Annotated in this window: 15 protein-coding genes; 7 read left to right on the forward strand and 8 right to left on the reverse strand. The window is 73.1% G+C overall.

What is annotated here, in order from left to right; genetic code table 11:
• Positions 1-46: 46 nt before the first annotated feature.
• Complete coding sequence (locus ACH4K1_RS25965; RefSeq protein WP_398091916.1) at positions 47-457, reverse strand: Ohr family peroxiredoxin; 411 nt, start codon at positions 455-457, stop codon at positions 47-49.
• A gap of 112 nt (positions 458-569) precedes the next feature.
• On the opposite strand from ACH4K1_RS25965, the gene ACH4K1_RS25970 reads away from it, so the two are divergent.
• On the forward strand, positions 570-1,058 hold the full coding sequence (locus ACH4K1_RS25970; RefSeq protein WP_398091918.1) for a MarR family winged helix-turn-helix transcriptional regulator: 489 nt from the start codon (positions 570-572) through the stop codon (positions 1,056-1,058).
• A 154-nt stretch (positions 1,059-1,212) separates the two neighbouring features.
• Positions 1,213-1,839 carry a hypothetical protein gene (locus tag ACH4K1_RS25975; RefSeq protein WP_398091920.1) on the forward strand — a complete coding sequence of 209 codons (627 nt, stop codon included), beginning with the start codon at positions 1,213-1,215 and terminating at the stop codon, positions 1,837-1,839.
• Between the two features lie 243 nt (positions 1,840-2,082).
• On the opposite strand, the gene thpR is transcribed toward ACH4K1_RS25975, so the two are convergent.
• Positions 2,083-2,712 (reverse strand): RNA 2',3'-cyclic phosphodiesterase, encoded by a 630-nt coding sequence (thpR, locus tag ACH4K1_RS25980; protein ID WP_398091922.1) that lies wholly within the window; start codon positions 2,710-2,712, stop codon positions 2,083-2,085.
• Positions 2,713-2,884: 172 nt separating this feature from the next.
• Positions 2,885-3,277, reverse strand: a complete 393-nt coding sequence (locus tag ACH4K1_RS25985) for a VOC family protein (RefSeq protein ID WP_398091924.1) — start codon at positions 3,275-3,277, stop codon at positions 2,885-2,887.
• A gap of 111 nt (positions 3,278-3,388) precedes the next feature.
• Here ACH4K1_RS25985 and ACH4K1_RS25990 point away from each other — a divergent pair, with 111 nt between their 5' ends.
• Entirely contained in the window at positions 3,389-3,988 is a 600-nt protein-coding gene (locus ACH4K1_RS25990; protein WP_398091926.1) for a helix-turn-helix domain-containing protein, read from the forward strand.
• A gap of 30 nt (positions 3,989-4,018) precedes the next feature.
• On the opposite strand, the gene ACH4K1_RS25995 is transcribed toward ACH4K1_RS25990, so the two are convergent.
• From ACH4K1_RS25995 to ACH4K1_RS26005, 3 genes are all read right to left on the reverse strand, one after another.
• Positions 4,019-4,825 carry a nucleotidyltransferase gene (locus ACH4K1_RS25995; protein ID WP_398091928.1) on the reverse strand — a complete coding sequence of 269 codons (807 nt, stop codon included), beginning with the start codon at positions 4,823-4,825 and terminating at the stop codon, positions 4,019-4,021.
• 260 nt (positions 4,826-5,085) lie between these two features.
• Positions 5,086-6,252, reverse strand: coding sequence for an RNA polymerase sigma factor (locus ACH4K1_RS26000; protein ID WP_398091930.1), 1,167 nt, complete (start codon positions 6,250-6,252; stop codon positions 5,086-5,088).
• A gap of 7 nt (positions 6,253-6,259) precedes the next feature.
• Complete coding sequence (locus tag ACH4K1_RS26005) at positions 6,260-6,667, reverse strand: YciI family protein (RefSeq protein ID WP_398091932.1); 408 nt, start codon at positions 6,665-6,667, stop codon at positions 6,260-6,262.
• 258 nt (positions 6,668-6,925) lie between these two features.
• Between ACH4K1_RS26005 and ACH4K1_RS26010 the strand changes: the two genes are divergently transcribed.
• Both ACH4K1_RS26010 and ACH4K1_RS26015 read left to right on the forward strand, forming a co-directional pair.
• The gene (locus ACH4K1_RS26010) at positions 6,926-7,723 is read left to right on the forward strand and encodes an alpha/beta fold hydrolase (protein ID WP_398091934.1); all 798 of its coding nucleotides are present in this window, start codon (positions 6,926-6,928) and stop codon (positions 7,721-7,723) included.
• Between the two features lie 219 nt (positions 7,724-7,942).
• Positions 7,943-8,539: a DUF998 domain-containing protein gene (locus tag ACH4K1_RS26015; RefSeq protein WP_398091936.1), complete on the forward strand. Its 597-nt coding sequence runs from the start codon at positions 7,943-7,945 to the stop codon at positions 8,537-8,539.
• A gap of 156 nt (positions 8,540-8,695) precedes the next feature.
• On the opposite strand, the gene ACH4K1_RS26020 is transcribed toward ACH4K1_RS26015, so the two are convergent.
• Positions 8,696-9,370, reverse strand: coding sequence for a DUF5701 family protein (locus tag ACH4K1_RS26020; RefSeq protein WP_398091938.1), 675 nt, complete (start codon positions 9,368-9,370; stop codon positions 8,696-8,698).
• Between the two features lie 387 nt (positions 9,371-9,757).
• Here ACH4K1_RS26020 and rph point away from each other — a divergent pair, with 387 nt between their 5' ends.
• On the forward strand, positions 9,758-12,385 hold the full coding sequence (rph, locus tag ACH4K1_RS26025; protein ID WP_398091940.1) for a rifamycin-inactivating phosphotransferase: 2,628 nt from the start codon (positions 9,758-9,760) through the stop codon (positions 12,383-12,385).
• A 220-nt stretch (positions 12,386-12,605) separates the two neighbouring features.
• Entirely contained in the window at positions 12,606-13,049 is a 444-nt protein-coding gene (locus tag ACH4K1_RS26030) for an SRPBCC family protein (protein WP_398091942.1), read from the forward strand.
• Between the two features lie 80 nt (positions 13,050-13,129).
• On the opposite strand, the gene ACH4K1_RS26035 is transcribed toward ACH4K1_RS26030, so the two are convergent.
• Complete coding sequence (locus ACH4K1_RS26035; protein ID WP_398091944.1) at positions 13,130-13,627, reverse strand: nucleoside deaminase; 498 nt, start codon at positions 13,625-13,627, stop codon at positions 13,130-13,132.
• Between the last annotated feature and the right edge of the window lie 207 nt (positions 13,628-13,834).

Below are 13,834 nucleotides of genomic sequence, written 5' to 3' on the forward strand. Positions count from 1 at the left end.
GGCCGGGGGCGTTCCGCGGCCGGCCCCGCCCCGGCGGGTGGTGCGGTTACTCGATGACCAGCTCGACGTCGATGTTGCCCCGGGTCGCCTTGGAGTACGGGCAGTAGGCGTGGGTGGCCTCCACCAGCTTCCGCCCGGTCTCGCCCGCGAGGGAGTCCGGCAGCTCCACCCGCATGACCACCGCGAGCCCGAAACCGGCGTCGTCCTTGCCGATGGAGACCTCGGCGGTCACGGAGGCGTCCTTGGTGTCGATCTTCATCTCGCGCCCGACCGCGGCCATCGCACTGGCGAAACAGGCCGCGTACCCGGCGGCGAAGAGCTGCTCGGGGTTGGTGCCCTTGCCGTCGCCGCCGAGGGCCGGAGGCATGGCCAGGGGGAGATCGAGCTGACCGTCCGAGCTCACGGCACGGCCCTCGCGACCGTTGGCGGTGGCGGCGGCGGTGTACAACGCGTCCATGGGTGACCCTCCTCTTCGGCTCCGTCCGGGTCGGCCGGAGCCATGGAGATAAAGGTTGCACACAATTAAGTTGTGCACAACTCATGTGTGGGGGCGGCGGTACGCTGGTGCCATGACCACCGCTCCGGGCGCCACGCCCGACCTCCCCGCCGTCCCCGACGCGGAACTGCTGCGGCTGGACCACCAGGTCTGCTTCTCGCTGCACGCCGCGTCGCGGGCGTTCGGCGGCTACTACCGGCAGGCGCTGAAGGGTCTCGGGCTCACCTACCCGCAGTACCTGGTCATGCTGGTGCTGTGGGAGCACGGGCCCCAGTCGGTCAAGGCGCTCGGGGGGCGGCTGCGCCTGGACTCCGGCACCCTCTCGCCGCTGCTGAAACGGCTGGAGGTGGCGGGGCTGGTCCGGCGGGAGCGCAGTCGCCGGGACGAGCGCTCCGTTCTGATCGAACTGACCGGCGAAGGGGCGGAGCTGCGCGACCGGGCGCTGACGGTCCCCCGCGGCGTGCTGGCCGCCACGGGGCTGTCGGTCGAGGAGGTTCTCGGTCTGCAGGCGGTGCTGCACCGTCTCACCGCGGCTTTGGGAGAGGCTGCCGAAGCGGAATGAGCCGCCCGGGCGGGGTGAACCGGCGGGGTCCGGCGGGTTGCCGCCCCCTCCCCGGTGGCGGCGAGAGGTCGTCCGGCATGACAGGCTGAGCTGTCGCCTAATCCTCATGACAGAATAACTTGTCGCCCGAGTGGTCGACAGTTATGTTTGTCGCATGGATGCCATGAAACCTGTTCCGACACCTCTGCCGGGCGACGAGAACTTCTGGACCACGGTCCTGGCCCCGGTGGAACCCGCCTGGCGCGAGCCCGCCGACGACGACACGTTCGCCATGGACGAGCAGGTGCTCGACGCGGCCCGGGCCCTGGCCGAACGGATCTCGACGCGCGCTCTGGCCTACCGCACCGCCGGCAGGCCCTTCGACGCCGCGCTGATGGCCGCGCCCGATGTGCAGCTGGCGCTCCTGCGCTCCCTCCACGAGGCGAAACTGTCCGTCGACCGGTTGGCCGAGAGCGCGGCCGCCGTCGCCGGACGCGGCGGCGCCAGTTATGCGCAGCTCGGTGCCGCCTGGGGCGGCATCAAGCGCCAGTCGGCCCGTCTCAAGTGGCCCCACGCGGTGCCCAAGAAGTCCGCCGGCGAATCCATCCCGCTGTATTACGCGGGCGGCGACGCGGTCATCCACCACGACCCGGGTACGGACGCCTGGTGGTACACCGCCACCGGCGCGGACCTGCGGCAGGACGAGTCGGAGGCCGAGCACCGCACGTCCGCCGAGGCCATCGCGCGGGCGACCGAGTTCCTGCTGGCGCACGCCCGGCCCGCACCGCCCGACCCCGCGTGAGGGCGGCTCGCCCAGTGCGCCGGGTCGTAAGGGAAACCGGCCCGGCACGCCGGGAAACCCACGCCCGTTGCCGCCGCGGGCCCCTTCCCGGATGAAGGGGCGGCGCCGCGCACGGCGGCCGCCGAAGTCCGGGCCGAGGGCTGCGAGCGGTCCTGGGGCGGTGCGGACCGACTCGTACGGAGCTCGGTGCGCCCCTCCGCGTATGTGTGCGGCCGCGGCCGCTGCGCGGTGCCGGAACGCCGGTCAGACCTCGTCCGAACCGTGACCGAGATCCCAGGCCACGAGGGTGCGGTAGTGGATCGGCCCCGGGCCCCGGCCGACGTTGCTGCCGACCAGGTACAGACGCCCGGCCTCCCAGCTCTGGCCGACGAAGGGGGCGAGCCCCGCGGCGGCCCGCACGGTGGCCGCATGGTCGCCCCGGCGGGAGCGGGCCAGGGTCAGATGGGGCCGGAACGTCCGTTCCGGAAAGAGGACGCCGCACTCGCGGACGCGAGCGCGTACGTCGGCGGCGAGTCGGTGCAGCGCGTCGAGGTCGCCCGTGACCCCGCTCCACAGCACCCGCTCGTCGAAGTGCCCGCCCCCGCGCAGCGCCAACCGCAGAGGCGCTCGCCGTGCCGCGAGCCCGGCGAGCGGAGGCATCAGGGGCGGGACGGCGGCGGCCGGCAGCTCGCCGAGGAACGCCAGGGTGATGTGCCAGTCCTCGATCCGGTTCCACCGCATGCGGGGGTAGGCGTCGTAGGCCGGGCGCAGCGCGCGGGCCAGTTCGTCCTTCGCCTCGTCGGGCGGGGCGAGCGCCAGGAACACACGGGTCGTCGCGGCCCGGGCGGGCTCCTTCGCGGAGGGGTCGGTCACGGCTTCGAGCGGGTCGTTCACCTGCCGTACCGTACGGGGCCGCCCGGCCACCACCGCGACGCGGGGCCGGTGCCGAACCCGGCGCGAGCAGGCGCCGGGATCCGGGCGTGGACCGGCCCCCGCACGCGCGGAACGAGGGAGCCGCACGCGGCCCCGGGTTACGCCCGACCGCGGGGCTCCCGCGCGGGCGTCGTCAGCCGAGGTAGTCCGTACGCCCCTCGTCGTCGAGGGAGAAGGGGCCCTCGGGGATGATGCAGAACTCGTTGCCCTCCGGGTCGCCCATCACCAGGAAGCCGCCGTCGTCGTACCCCTCCAGCCTGCGCCCGCCGAGCGCCTCGACCCGCTGCTGCTCGCCGGCGGGATCGGGGGACGACAGATCGATGTGCAACCGGTTCTTGGTCCGCCCCGGTGTGTCCTCGGTCCGCTGGAAACCGAGGCCCAGACCGTTTTCCCGGCGCAGCCACACATAGGGGCCCGTGCGGCCCGCGATCGGCCTGCCGAGCAGTTCGGACCAGAACGCGGCCAGCCGCTCCGGATCCCGGGCGTCGACGATGAGGGCGTTGATCAGCAGGGGGGAGTCCGTCATGCTTCCCACCCTCCCCGACGCGCCCGCGCCGCGCGAGGCGCCGACGCCGCCCCGGGCCGCCGCGCAGCGGACGGGACGCGCCGCTTGCCGCCGTCGCATAGAGTCATGCCCATGACGCAAGAGGACGGTGAGCTGGACAGCCTGGTGCGCAAACGCATCCGCGCCCTGCGCGTGGCCCAGGGGTGGTCCCTGGAGGAGCTGGCCACCCGCGCGAAGATCAGCCAGTCCACCCTGAGCCGGATCGAGAACGGCCGCCGCCGACTGGCTCTGGACCAGCTCGTCACCCTGGCACGCGCCCTGGACACCTCCCTCGACCAGCTGGTCGAGACCGCCGCCGACGACATCGTCTCCCACCCGGTCGTCGACGGAGCCCACGGCCAGATGCGGTGGCCCATCAAGGCGGAACCGGGCATGACCGTCATCCGCCAGCGCGTGACCGAGCCGCCGCCCGACAATCCGGCGCGCCTGCGTGCCCATCCGGGCCGTGAATGGCTCGTCGTCCTCTCCGGCACCGCGATCCTGCTCCTGGGCAACCGGCGCCTGCGGATCGAGACGAACCAGGCGGCGGAGTTCCCCACGATGCTCCCGCACGCGATCGGCGCCGAGGGCGGGCCGTGCGAACTGCTGGGCGTCTTCGACCGGGACGCCCGCCGTGGCCACCAGCGCGGCGAGGGCACGGAGAGGACGACCCGGGCCGACCCGCCCGGGTGAGTCCTTCCCGGCACCGGAGAGCGCCGCCGCTCAGGGGCGTGGCGCCTTCGTACCGTGCACCGCCGTGTACTCGGCCGCGAGCCAGGGCCCCAACCGGTCGATGAGCAGGCCGAGCACCGCCGGGTCCGCCGAGGGGGTACGGCCGACGGCCGCGGCGACACGCATCTGCTCGGCACGCTCGTGGTAGTAGCGGCCGAACACCTCGGCGGACTCGTCGAGGTCGCTCGTCCAACCACCCCACCGCGGCATGACCAGGGTGAATCCGGTGCGCACGATACGGCGGCCGACCGTCCGGGCCAGAGCCTTGCGTTCGGCGTCCGTCGCGGCCTCGGCGGCATGGGAACGCCAGCGCGGGAGCACGAGCGCCAGGTCGCCGTTGGTCTCCCGGGCGAGCAGGGACGTAGGGCGGAAGCGGGGGAGCCGGTCGGCGAGATCCGGGCCCAGCAAGGGAGTGCACAGACAGGCGATGAAGAAGCCGCTGTCGTGCCGCTCGGCTGCGCTCCTCAGCGTACGTACGCCGGAGAGCAGGATGCCGACGCCGTTGATCAGGGCATGGGACCGGTCGAGGGCGTCCTCCATCGCGCGCGCGTCCGCCCGGTCCGCCGCTGTGGGCTCTTCGTGGAGAGCGAGCAACAGGTCGAGGTCGCAGACGCCGGGGACGGCGGTTCCGCGCGGGATACTGCCGTAGAGGTAGGCGCTGTGCAGCCGTGGGCCGTCGAACACCTCACCGATCCTGGCGCGGGCCGCGTCGACGACCGGGGCGAAAGCGTCGGGCACCCGGCTCAGCGCGCCTTCACGTGCGATCGTCCCGTCCGGGTTCAGCCCTCGTGTGCTCATGCGACCACTGTGCCCGCCACGCGACCGAATCCCCACTGTGTTTCGGCCGCCGTGCTCCCCCTCCCTTTCTGCGCAAGCTCATCGCGTTGCGTCGCTTGGCAACTGCCGGGGGCCGCGACACCACGTGGGCGAAGCTCCCGGGAGGGGGCGGCGCAGGCCTGGACGGAACCGTTCCCGGGGCGCGGAGGAAGGAAGGAGGACCGGCATCCGGGAAGGGGCCCGAAGTCGGTGATCACCTATCCGGCGGGCTTGCCCCGTTGTCACCCCCGGGGGCTTTCCGCCCGGTGCGCGTGGGCCGCGTTGAGCCGGGCGGCCTGCCGCGTCAGGTGGTCGCGCTCGGCGAGCGTGGACGCCCGGGCGGCGGCCTCCACGTACAGCCGCGCCGCCGCAACCACGTCGCCGTCGCGCTCGTGGAGGTACGCCGCCACCGCCGTGTACCGGGGCAACGACTGGCTCAGCGCGGCCAGTTCGGCGAGACCGGCCTGCGGGCCCTCGGCCTCACCGACCGCCACCGCTCGGTTGAGCCGGACGACCGGGCTGTCCGTCAGGGCGGCCAACTCGTCGTACCACTCGACAATCTGCACCCAGTCCGTCTCCTCGGCCGTGGGCGCGTCGCAGTGCAGCGCGGCGACGGCCGCCTGGGCCTGGAACTCGCCCAGCCGGTCCCGGGCCAGGGCCGCCTGCAGGATCCCGACGCCCTCGGCGATCATCCCGGTGTCCCACCGGCCCCGGTCCTGCTCGGCGAGCGGCACCAGACTCCCGTCCGGCGCGGTCCGCGACGCGCGCCGGGCATGGTGGAGCAGCATCAGCGCGAGCAACCCCGCCGCCTCCGGGTGGTCGGTCGAGGCCGCCAGCTGCCGGGTGAGCCGGATCGCCTCGGCGGCGAGGTCCACGTCCCCCGAATAGCCCTCGTTGAAGACCAGGTAGAGCACGCGCAGCACGGTGGCGACATTCCCGGGCTGATCGAACCGCACCCGGGAGACGGTGCGCTTCGCCCGGCTGATGCGCTGCGCCATGGTCGCCTCGGGCACCAGGTAGGCCCGGGCGATCTGGCGCGTGGTGAGCCCGCCGACGGCCCGGAGGGTGAGCGCGACGGCGGACGAGGGCGTCAGCGAAGGGTGGGCGCACAGGAAGTACAGCTGGAGCGTGTCGTCCACCGAGGGCGCGGGGCCGGGCACGGGCTCCTCGTCGACGCGCTCCTCCCGCCGCCGCCGGGCGCTCTCCGCCCGGGTGGCGTCCAGGAACCGCCGCCACGCCACGGTGACCAGCCACCCCTTCGGGTCGCGCGGCGGGTCCTGCGGCCAGACGCGGACCGCCTCGACCAGGGCGTCCTGCACGGCGTCCTCGGCCGCCGCGAAATCTGCTCCGCGGCGGACGAGGATCCCGAGCACGCTCGGTGTGAGGCTCCGCGGAAGGAGCTCGTCCATCGGGTCCTCACTCCGTGACGGTGGGCGGCGCGGTCAGGAACGGCCGGACCTCCAGCCACTCGTGGATAGGCTCCCCGCCCGCCCCCGGAGCGGCCGACAGCTCCCCGGCCAGTTCGACCGCCCGGTCGTGACCGTCCACGTCGATGATCATCCAGCCGGCGATGAGGTCCTTGGTCTCGGCGAACGGCCCGTCGGTGACCGGCGGCCGCCCCTCGCCGTCGTACCGGACCCAGGAGCCCTCGGGGGCCAGGGCCTGGCCGTCGACGAACTCCCCGGACTTCTCCAGCCGGTCGGCGAAGTCCCGCATGTACTGCATGTGCGCCGAGATCTCCTCGGGCGTCCACCGGTCCATGGGGACGTCGTTGACCGGGGCCGGGGCGCCGCGGTAGTGCTTGAGCAGCAGGTACTTGGCCATGGTGTCTCTCCTCGGTGCCGGGCGGCCCCTTCCGGCCGCTTCCACCACGGGGACGGAGCCGGGCGGGGGTTCTCGACATCCTCGCGCGCGGATTCCGCGATTTCTTTCCGACACCCCGCAGCCGCCCCGCAGCGCGGACCCCACCGGACCTTTACGCGTGGCGCGCGGCGGGACCGCCGCTCAGACTGGCGGAAAGGCGCGGACCGGCCGCGGAAGGACCCCGCACCGATGTGCGGCAGCCCGGAGAGGCGGGGAACGATGGGTGAGTACGCGGATCTGCCCGGCGTCCGGACCTGGTACGAGAGCGAAGGCGCCGGCGACCCGCTGGTCCTGCTGCACGGCGGTTTCTGCACCAACGACACCTGGGGCGCCCAGCGCGCCGACCTCGCCGCCGCCCACCGGGTCTTCCTGCCGGAGCGGCGCGCGCACGGACACACGGCCGACGTCCCGGGGCCGCTGACGTACCAGGCCATGGCCGACGACACGGTGGCCTTCCTGGAGGAGGTCGTCGGCGGGTCCGCACACCTGGTGGGGTGGAGCGACGGGGGAGTGGTCGCGCTGCTCGTCGCCCGGGCCCGGCCCGACCTCGTCCGCAAGGTCGTGGCGATCGGCGCCAACTTCCGCCCCGGACCCGAGTGCTTCGTGGAGGCGTCGATGCTCGACGCGATGACGCCCGGCGGGCCCGACCTCGCGTTCTTCCGCGAGATGTACGAGCCGGTCACCCCGGACGGCGCGGGCCATTGGCCGGTCGTGGCCGCGAAGGTGGTCGACATGTGGCGCACCCAGCCGACGCTGACGCCCGAGGACCTGGCCGGCGTCCGGGCGTCCACCCTCGTCATGGCCGGCGACGACGACCTGATGACGTTGGAGCACACGATCGCCCTGTACCGGGCGATCCCCGACGCCGAACTGGCGATCGTCCCCGGCGCGTCCCACCTGGTCCCCCTGGAGAAACCGGAACTCGTCAACCGGTTGATCCTCGACCACCTCGCCCAGGAGGCGGTGGAGACGATGATGCCCGTCCGCCGGGCGGAGACGGGCCCCACCGCCCCCTGACGGGCCCCGTCGCTGCCGGAAGGCTCCGCCGCGGGAAGCCCCCTACCACGGGGGGCGGCGCGCGGTGGCCGCACCTCCGGACGCCTGCGGCCGCACCACCCCGCCGTCCGGGACCGCCCCACCGTCCGGGACCGCCCCTCCGTCCGAGATCGCCCGCCGGGCCGCACCAGCGGGCCATGGATCGATGGTGGGTTGTATGCCCACATTTATGCTGACTCAATGCGATCTGCGTCAGCTGCTCCTCGGTGGGCCCTGCTCTCCTCCGGGTGCGCCCCCGTCCTGCTGGTCGGCTCCTGGGCGATCGCGCAGGCGCGCCAGGGGCCGGAGTACGACCCCGCGGCGGACACCCTGAGCGTGTTGGCCTCCTACGGCGCCGCCAGTTATTGGCTGATGACGGGCATGCTGCTGGCACTGGGGACGTGTTACGTGATGACGGCGTACGCGCTCCGACAGGCGGCGACCGCCGGGCGGCTGGCCCTGGCCGGCGGCGGACTGTCCGCACTGGCCCTGACCCTGGTGCCCGCCCCCAGCAGCGGCGGGGCGCTGGAGCACGGGGCGGTGGCCACCGTGGGCGTCGTGCTGCTCGGGGCATGGCCGCCTCTGGCCGCCGCCCGGGCCGGGGCGCCGACGCCGTGGGGGCTGCGTTTCGACGTGTCGCTCGCCGCGAGCGGGGTGATGTTCGCGAGCGCCCTGTGGTTCTGGGCGGAACTGCAGAGCGGGCGGGCCCCGGGCGTCGCCGAACGCGTCGTGACGTTCCTCCACGCGCTGTGGCCGTTCCTGGTCGTCCTCTCCTGCCGTAGAAGCGCGGCGGCCTGACCGGGCGCGGCCCCCGCGGGCGGCCGGAGCGGGCCGGAGGGGCCTGGAGCGACGCCCCTGCACCGGCCCGCCGCCGGACCTCCGGAAAGGGGCGGGAGCACCGGCGCACAGGGGTTCCGGGACGGAAGCCGACCGCTGCCGCCCCCGGAGCGCGCCCTAGATCTCGCGGCCCGTGGTGGAGGCGAATCCCAGCCAGGTGTGGCGGTTGCCCCACCAGCACCAGCCGACCTTGGGGGCGTTGCGACGCTCCCGGCCGTCGCGCCCGGTGCCGTTGCTGATCCAGATCGCCGGAGTACGCGCGTCCAGCGCGCCGTTCGCCTTGCGCAGCCGGGAGCCGATGGTCATGAAGCAGCGGTTCCGCTCCAGCACCGCCGGCTGTTGCAGCACCCAGTGGATGCCTTCGGTGAGCGCCAAGGGCGTACGGTCCGCCTTGGTGAGGGCGGGCAGGGTCTCCTCGGGGCTCCAGTCGGCCAGGTGGTCGCCCCGGTCCACCCCGGTGACGAAGTAGAGCGGCGCGTCGGGGAGGACGATCCCGCTGGGGAGGAAATCATCGACGTCCTGCATGTCGGTGACGACGAAACCGGTTTTGCCGTCGCGCCGGAGCAGAGGCGCTAGGACGGAGGCGGGGGCACGGTCCGGATGAACGGCGAGCAGGACGTCGTCACGGTGGCCGGCCCTCCCGGCGAAGGCGCGGACCTCCTCGGCGGGAAGGCCGGCGATCTCGTGCACTCCGAGCTCGATCAACCGCTCGGCCTGGGCGGCGGGAGGCTGGAGCCGGTACTCGGTGCCCGCCGCGGCGGAATCGGTGTCGGTGGAGAAGGTGTCGGGCAAAGCGGTCCCCCGGATTCACGGTTCACAGGTACGGCACTGGGCCTGAGGTGGAACGAGGGAAGCCGGCCGGGTGTTCCCGGCGCGTCCGCGGGCCCGATCCGGCCGAGGGGGCGACGCGACGCGGCGGCGGCCCCGAGGACTCGCGAGCGGGAAAGGCCTCTGGCACAAGGAAAGGCAAGGAGAGAACTCTCCTTGCCACGCTCAACTTATAGCGCACCCGGGGGCTTGCGGCAAGGCCCCGGTGGCACCGCACAATCGTCGCTCCACACAGGGAAGACGGCGAGGGACGAACACATGCCCGACCAGGGGTTCGACGAAGGACGGGGCGCCGGTGATCCGGGCGGTCGCCGCAGGGCGAGCGGACACGGTGGTGCCGGAGGTTCCACGATGACGCGGCAGTACGTGCTGGACCTGCGGGAGGTGGACGAGACGCGGGCGGAGGCCGTGGGCGGGAAGGGCGCCCACCTGGGCGCGCTGTCACGGATCGAGGGCATCCGCGTACCGGACGGCTTCTGTGTGACGACGGAGGCTTTCAGACGGGTCACGGATGAGGAACCATCGCTCGGTGAACAGCTCGACGAACTGTCCCGTGTGGACCCGGACGACGGGGAGGCGATCCGCACGCTCAGCGCACGGATCCGCCGCACCATCGAGGAGATCCCCGTCCCGGGCGACATCGCGGCCGCGATCACCGGTGCGCTGACCCGCTTCGGCGAGCGGTCCGCCTACGCGGTGCGGTCCAGCGCCACGGCGGAGGATCTGCCGACCGCCTCCTTCGCCGGCCAGCAGGACACGTACCTGAACGTGGTGGGGCCGGAGGCGGTCCTCCGGCACGTCAGCCGGTGCTGGGCCTCGCTGTTCACCGAGCGGGCCGTGGTCTACCGCCGGCGGAACGGCATCGACCACCGCACGGTGCACATGGCCGTGGTCGTCCAGCGGATGGTCTTCCCCCAGGCGTCCGGCATCCTGTTCACCGCCGACCCGGTCACGGGCGATCGCAAGGCCGCCACGGTGGACGCCGGGTTCGGCCTCGGTGAGGCCCTGGTCTCGGGTCTGGTGAATCCGGACGTCTTCACGGTGCGGGACGGCCGGGTCGTCGCCAGGACGATCGCCACCAAGGACCGCGCCGTCCACCCGCTCCCGGCCGGAGGCACACGTGACACGGCGGTCGACGCCCGGCAGCGGGACCAGCCGGCGCTGACGGACGAGCAGGCGGTGCGGCTCGTGGGGATCGGGCGGCGGATCGAGGCGCACTTCGGGACTCCGCAGGACATCGAATGGTGCCTGGTCGACGACGATGTCCGGATCGTACAGAGCCGGCCGATCACCACCCTCTTCCCCGTTCCCGTCCGGGGTTCCGACGACGAGGAGAACCGCGTCTACGTCTCCGTGGGCCACGGTCAGATGATGACGGACGCCATGAAGCCCCTCGGCTGCTCCATGTGGCAGCTGACGGCGATGGTGCCGATGCACGAGGCCGGCGGCAGGCTGTTCGTCGACGTCACCGGGCGGCTGGCCTCGCCCGCCACCCGCGACGACCTCCTGGACGCCCTCGGCAAGGGCGACCCGCTGGTCAGGGATGCCCTGGAGACGGTCCTGAACCGCGGTGACTTCGTCCCGACGCTCCCGGCCCCGGCCCCCGCAGCCCCGCCACCCGCCCCGGACACGCGAGCCGCCCCCGCCACCCCGATCCCGACCGATCCGGCGATCGTCACCGGGCTGATCGAGCGCAGCCGGGCGTCGGTCGCCGCACTGGAACGCGAGATCCGGACGAAGAGCGGACCGGCCCTGTTCGACTTTCTGCTGGAGGCGTTCGAGGAGCACAAGCGGGTTCTCGGCGATCCCCTGAGCATGCAGGCGATCATGGCGGGCATGGACGCCACCTGGTGGCTCAACGAGAAGCTGCTGGAGTGGCTGGGCGAGAAGAACGCGGCGGACACCCTCACGCTCTCCGCCCCCGACAACATCACCTCCGAGATGGGGCTGGCGCTGCTCGACGTCGCGGACGCGGTCCGGCCGTGGCCGGCGGTGGTGGACTTCCTGCGGGAGGCCCGGCACGCCGAGAGCGCGGGCTTCTGGGACGACCTGGCGAAGGTCGAGGGGGGAACGGAGGCGCGCGCGGCCATCGAGACGTACCTCGACCGGTACGGCATGCGGTGCGTCGGCGAGATCGACATCACCCGCCCGCGCTGGAGCGAGCACCCGACCGCGCTCGTGCCCGCGATCCTCGACAACGTGCGCAACTTCGGTCCCGGCGCGGCCGAGCGGCGGTTCGAGGAGGGCCTCCGGAAGGCGCGCGAGAAGGAACAGGAGGTGCTGACGCGCCTGCGGGCCCTGCCCGACGGGGAGCGGAAGGCCGAGGAGGTCCGGCGGATGATCGAGCGCGTCAGGACGTTCATCGGATACCGCGAGTACCCGAAGTACGGCATCGTCTGCCGCTACTTCGCCTACAAGCGGGCCCTGTTGGCGGAGGCCGAGCGGCTGGTGCGGGCCGGTGCGCTGGCGCGGAGGGAGGACGCCTTCTACCTGACGTTCCAGGAGTTCCGCGAGGCCGCGCGCACGAACCGGGTGGACGAGCGGCTGCTGCGGCAACGCAGGGAAGCGTTCCTTTCGTACCGGGCGCTCACCCCGCCCCGGGTGCTCACCTCGGACGGCGAGGCCCTGTCCGGCGCGTACCGGCGTGACGACGTGCCGGAGGGCGCGCTGACCGGCCTGCCGGTCTCCGCCGGGACCGTGGAGGGGAGGGCCCGGGTCGTCCTGGACCTGGCCGACGCCGACCTGGAGGCGGGCGACATCCTGGTCACCCCGTTCACCGACCCCAGCTGGTCGCCGCTGTTCGTCGGGATCGCGGGGCTGGTTGCGGAGGTCGGCGGCCTGATGACGCACGGGGCGGTGATCGCCCGGGAGTACGGCCTGCCCGCGGTGGTGGGCGTGGCAGGGGCCACCCGGTTGATCAGGGACGGCCAGCGCGTCCGCCTGCACGGAACGGACGGGTACGTGGAGATCCTGGACTGAACCGGCGCCCCCGGCCGCCCTGTTCACCGGTCGGCCGGGGGAGCGCGACCACCGTCCCTCACCTCCCGCTCCGTCGGCCCGTCGGCCCGTCGGCCCGTCGGCGTGGCGGTCGCAGGGGCGCGCCGCCACGGGCCGCCCGGCGGATCGCGTTCTGTTGAGAAGCCGCGGGCCGGGTAGGAGAGGGCGACGTTGTTCTCGTACAAGGAAAGGACGGTCGCCCATGTCCTCCTCTCTGGTCGAAACCATCGATGTCAGGGCCCCGCTCCCCATCACGTGGGCGCTGTGGAGCGACGTCACGCAGTGGCCGAGGTTCCTCAGCCATGTCCAGCGGGTGGATCCGATCGACGAGCGGAGGTTCGCCTGGCAGCTCTCGCTGCCGGGGGCGGACAAGAACTTCGTCGCGGAACTCACCGAGGTCGTGGCGGAGAACCGCATCGCGTGGAAGACGATCGAGGGCGTCCACCACGCGGGGGTGGTCACGTTCCACCGGGTCGACGCGTCCACGACCCGCGTCGCCCTGCAGATCGAGTACGACCCCCAGGGGTTCGTCGAGCGCCTCGGTGCTCTGACCCATCTCGATTCGGTGCTGGCCAACTACGACCTGGGAGAGTTCCAGAAACTGGCGGAACTGACCGCCGAGTCGGGGGGCGTGCGGAACGGCTGAGCACCGAGGAGAGGGGGAGACCGGACGGGCGGGCGCCGCGTCCCGGTCTCCCCTTCTCCTGCTGCTCGGTGTCGAGGACGTCAGGCGGTGGGGGCGCCCGCGACACGGCGTTCGCCGCCGTTGCGTTCCTGCCAGAGGCGGTACACGTCGACGGCCTCTTCGCGCTCCTCGTAGCGCATCGGCAGCCGTCGGTCCTGCCAGGGCTTGGCGGTCTCGTCGTAGAAGGTGCTCAGTTCGAAGTACTTGCGGTCGTCCACGTAGTGCGGCTCGTAGGCGTCGCGGGTGGTGAGGAAGACGACCGCGTCCGGCGAGCAGTAGTACAGCGCGCCCAGGCACATCGGGCAGGGGTGGGCGAGGACGTAGATGGTGGCGCCGGTCAGGTGCTCGGTGCCCAGCTCGGTGCAGGCGTCGCGGATGGCGAGGATTTCGGCGTGGGCGGTGGGATCGCCGGTCTGGGCGACCTTGTTGGGGCTCTCGGCGAGGATCTCGCCGTCCTTGACGATGACGGTCGCGAACGGGCGGCCGCCTTCGGCGACGTTCTGACGGGCGATGTCGATGGTGCGCTGGGCGAAGTCCATGAAAGAGCCTCCGAGGACGGGAAGAGGGTGCGCGGCCGCCGGCCGGCGGCCGGGCGGGAATCGGCGGCTTGGCGGGGATCGGGGCGGGGCGGGGCGGGGCGGGGGGGGGTGCGCCCGGCCCCCCCCCCCCCCGGGGGGGACGCCGGAACGGCGGCGGGGCGAGTGGGGTTGTGGGCAGGGTATTTGCCGCCCGCGGGTTGTCGGCGC

The sequence above is a fragment of the Streptomyces sp. NPDC017448 genome, from assembly GCF_044330565.1.
Lineage (GTDB): Bacteria > Actinomycetota > Actinomycetes > Streptomycetales > Streptomycetaceae > Streptomyces.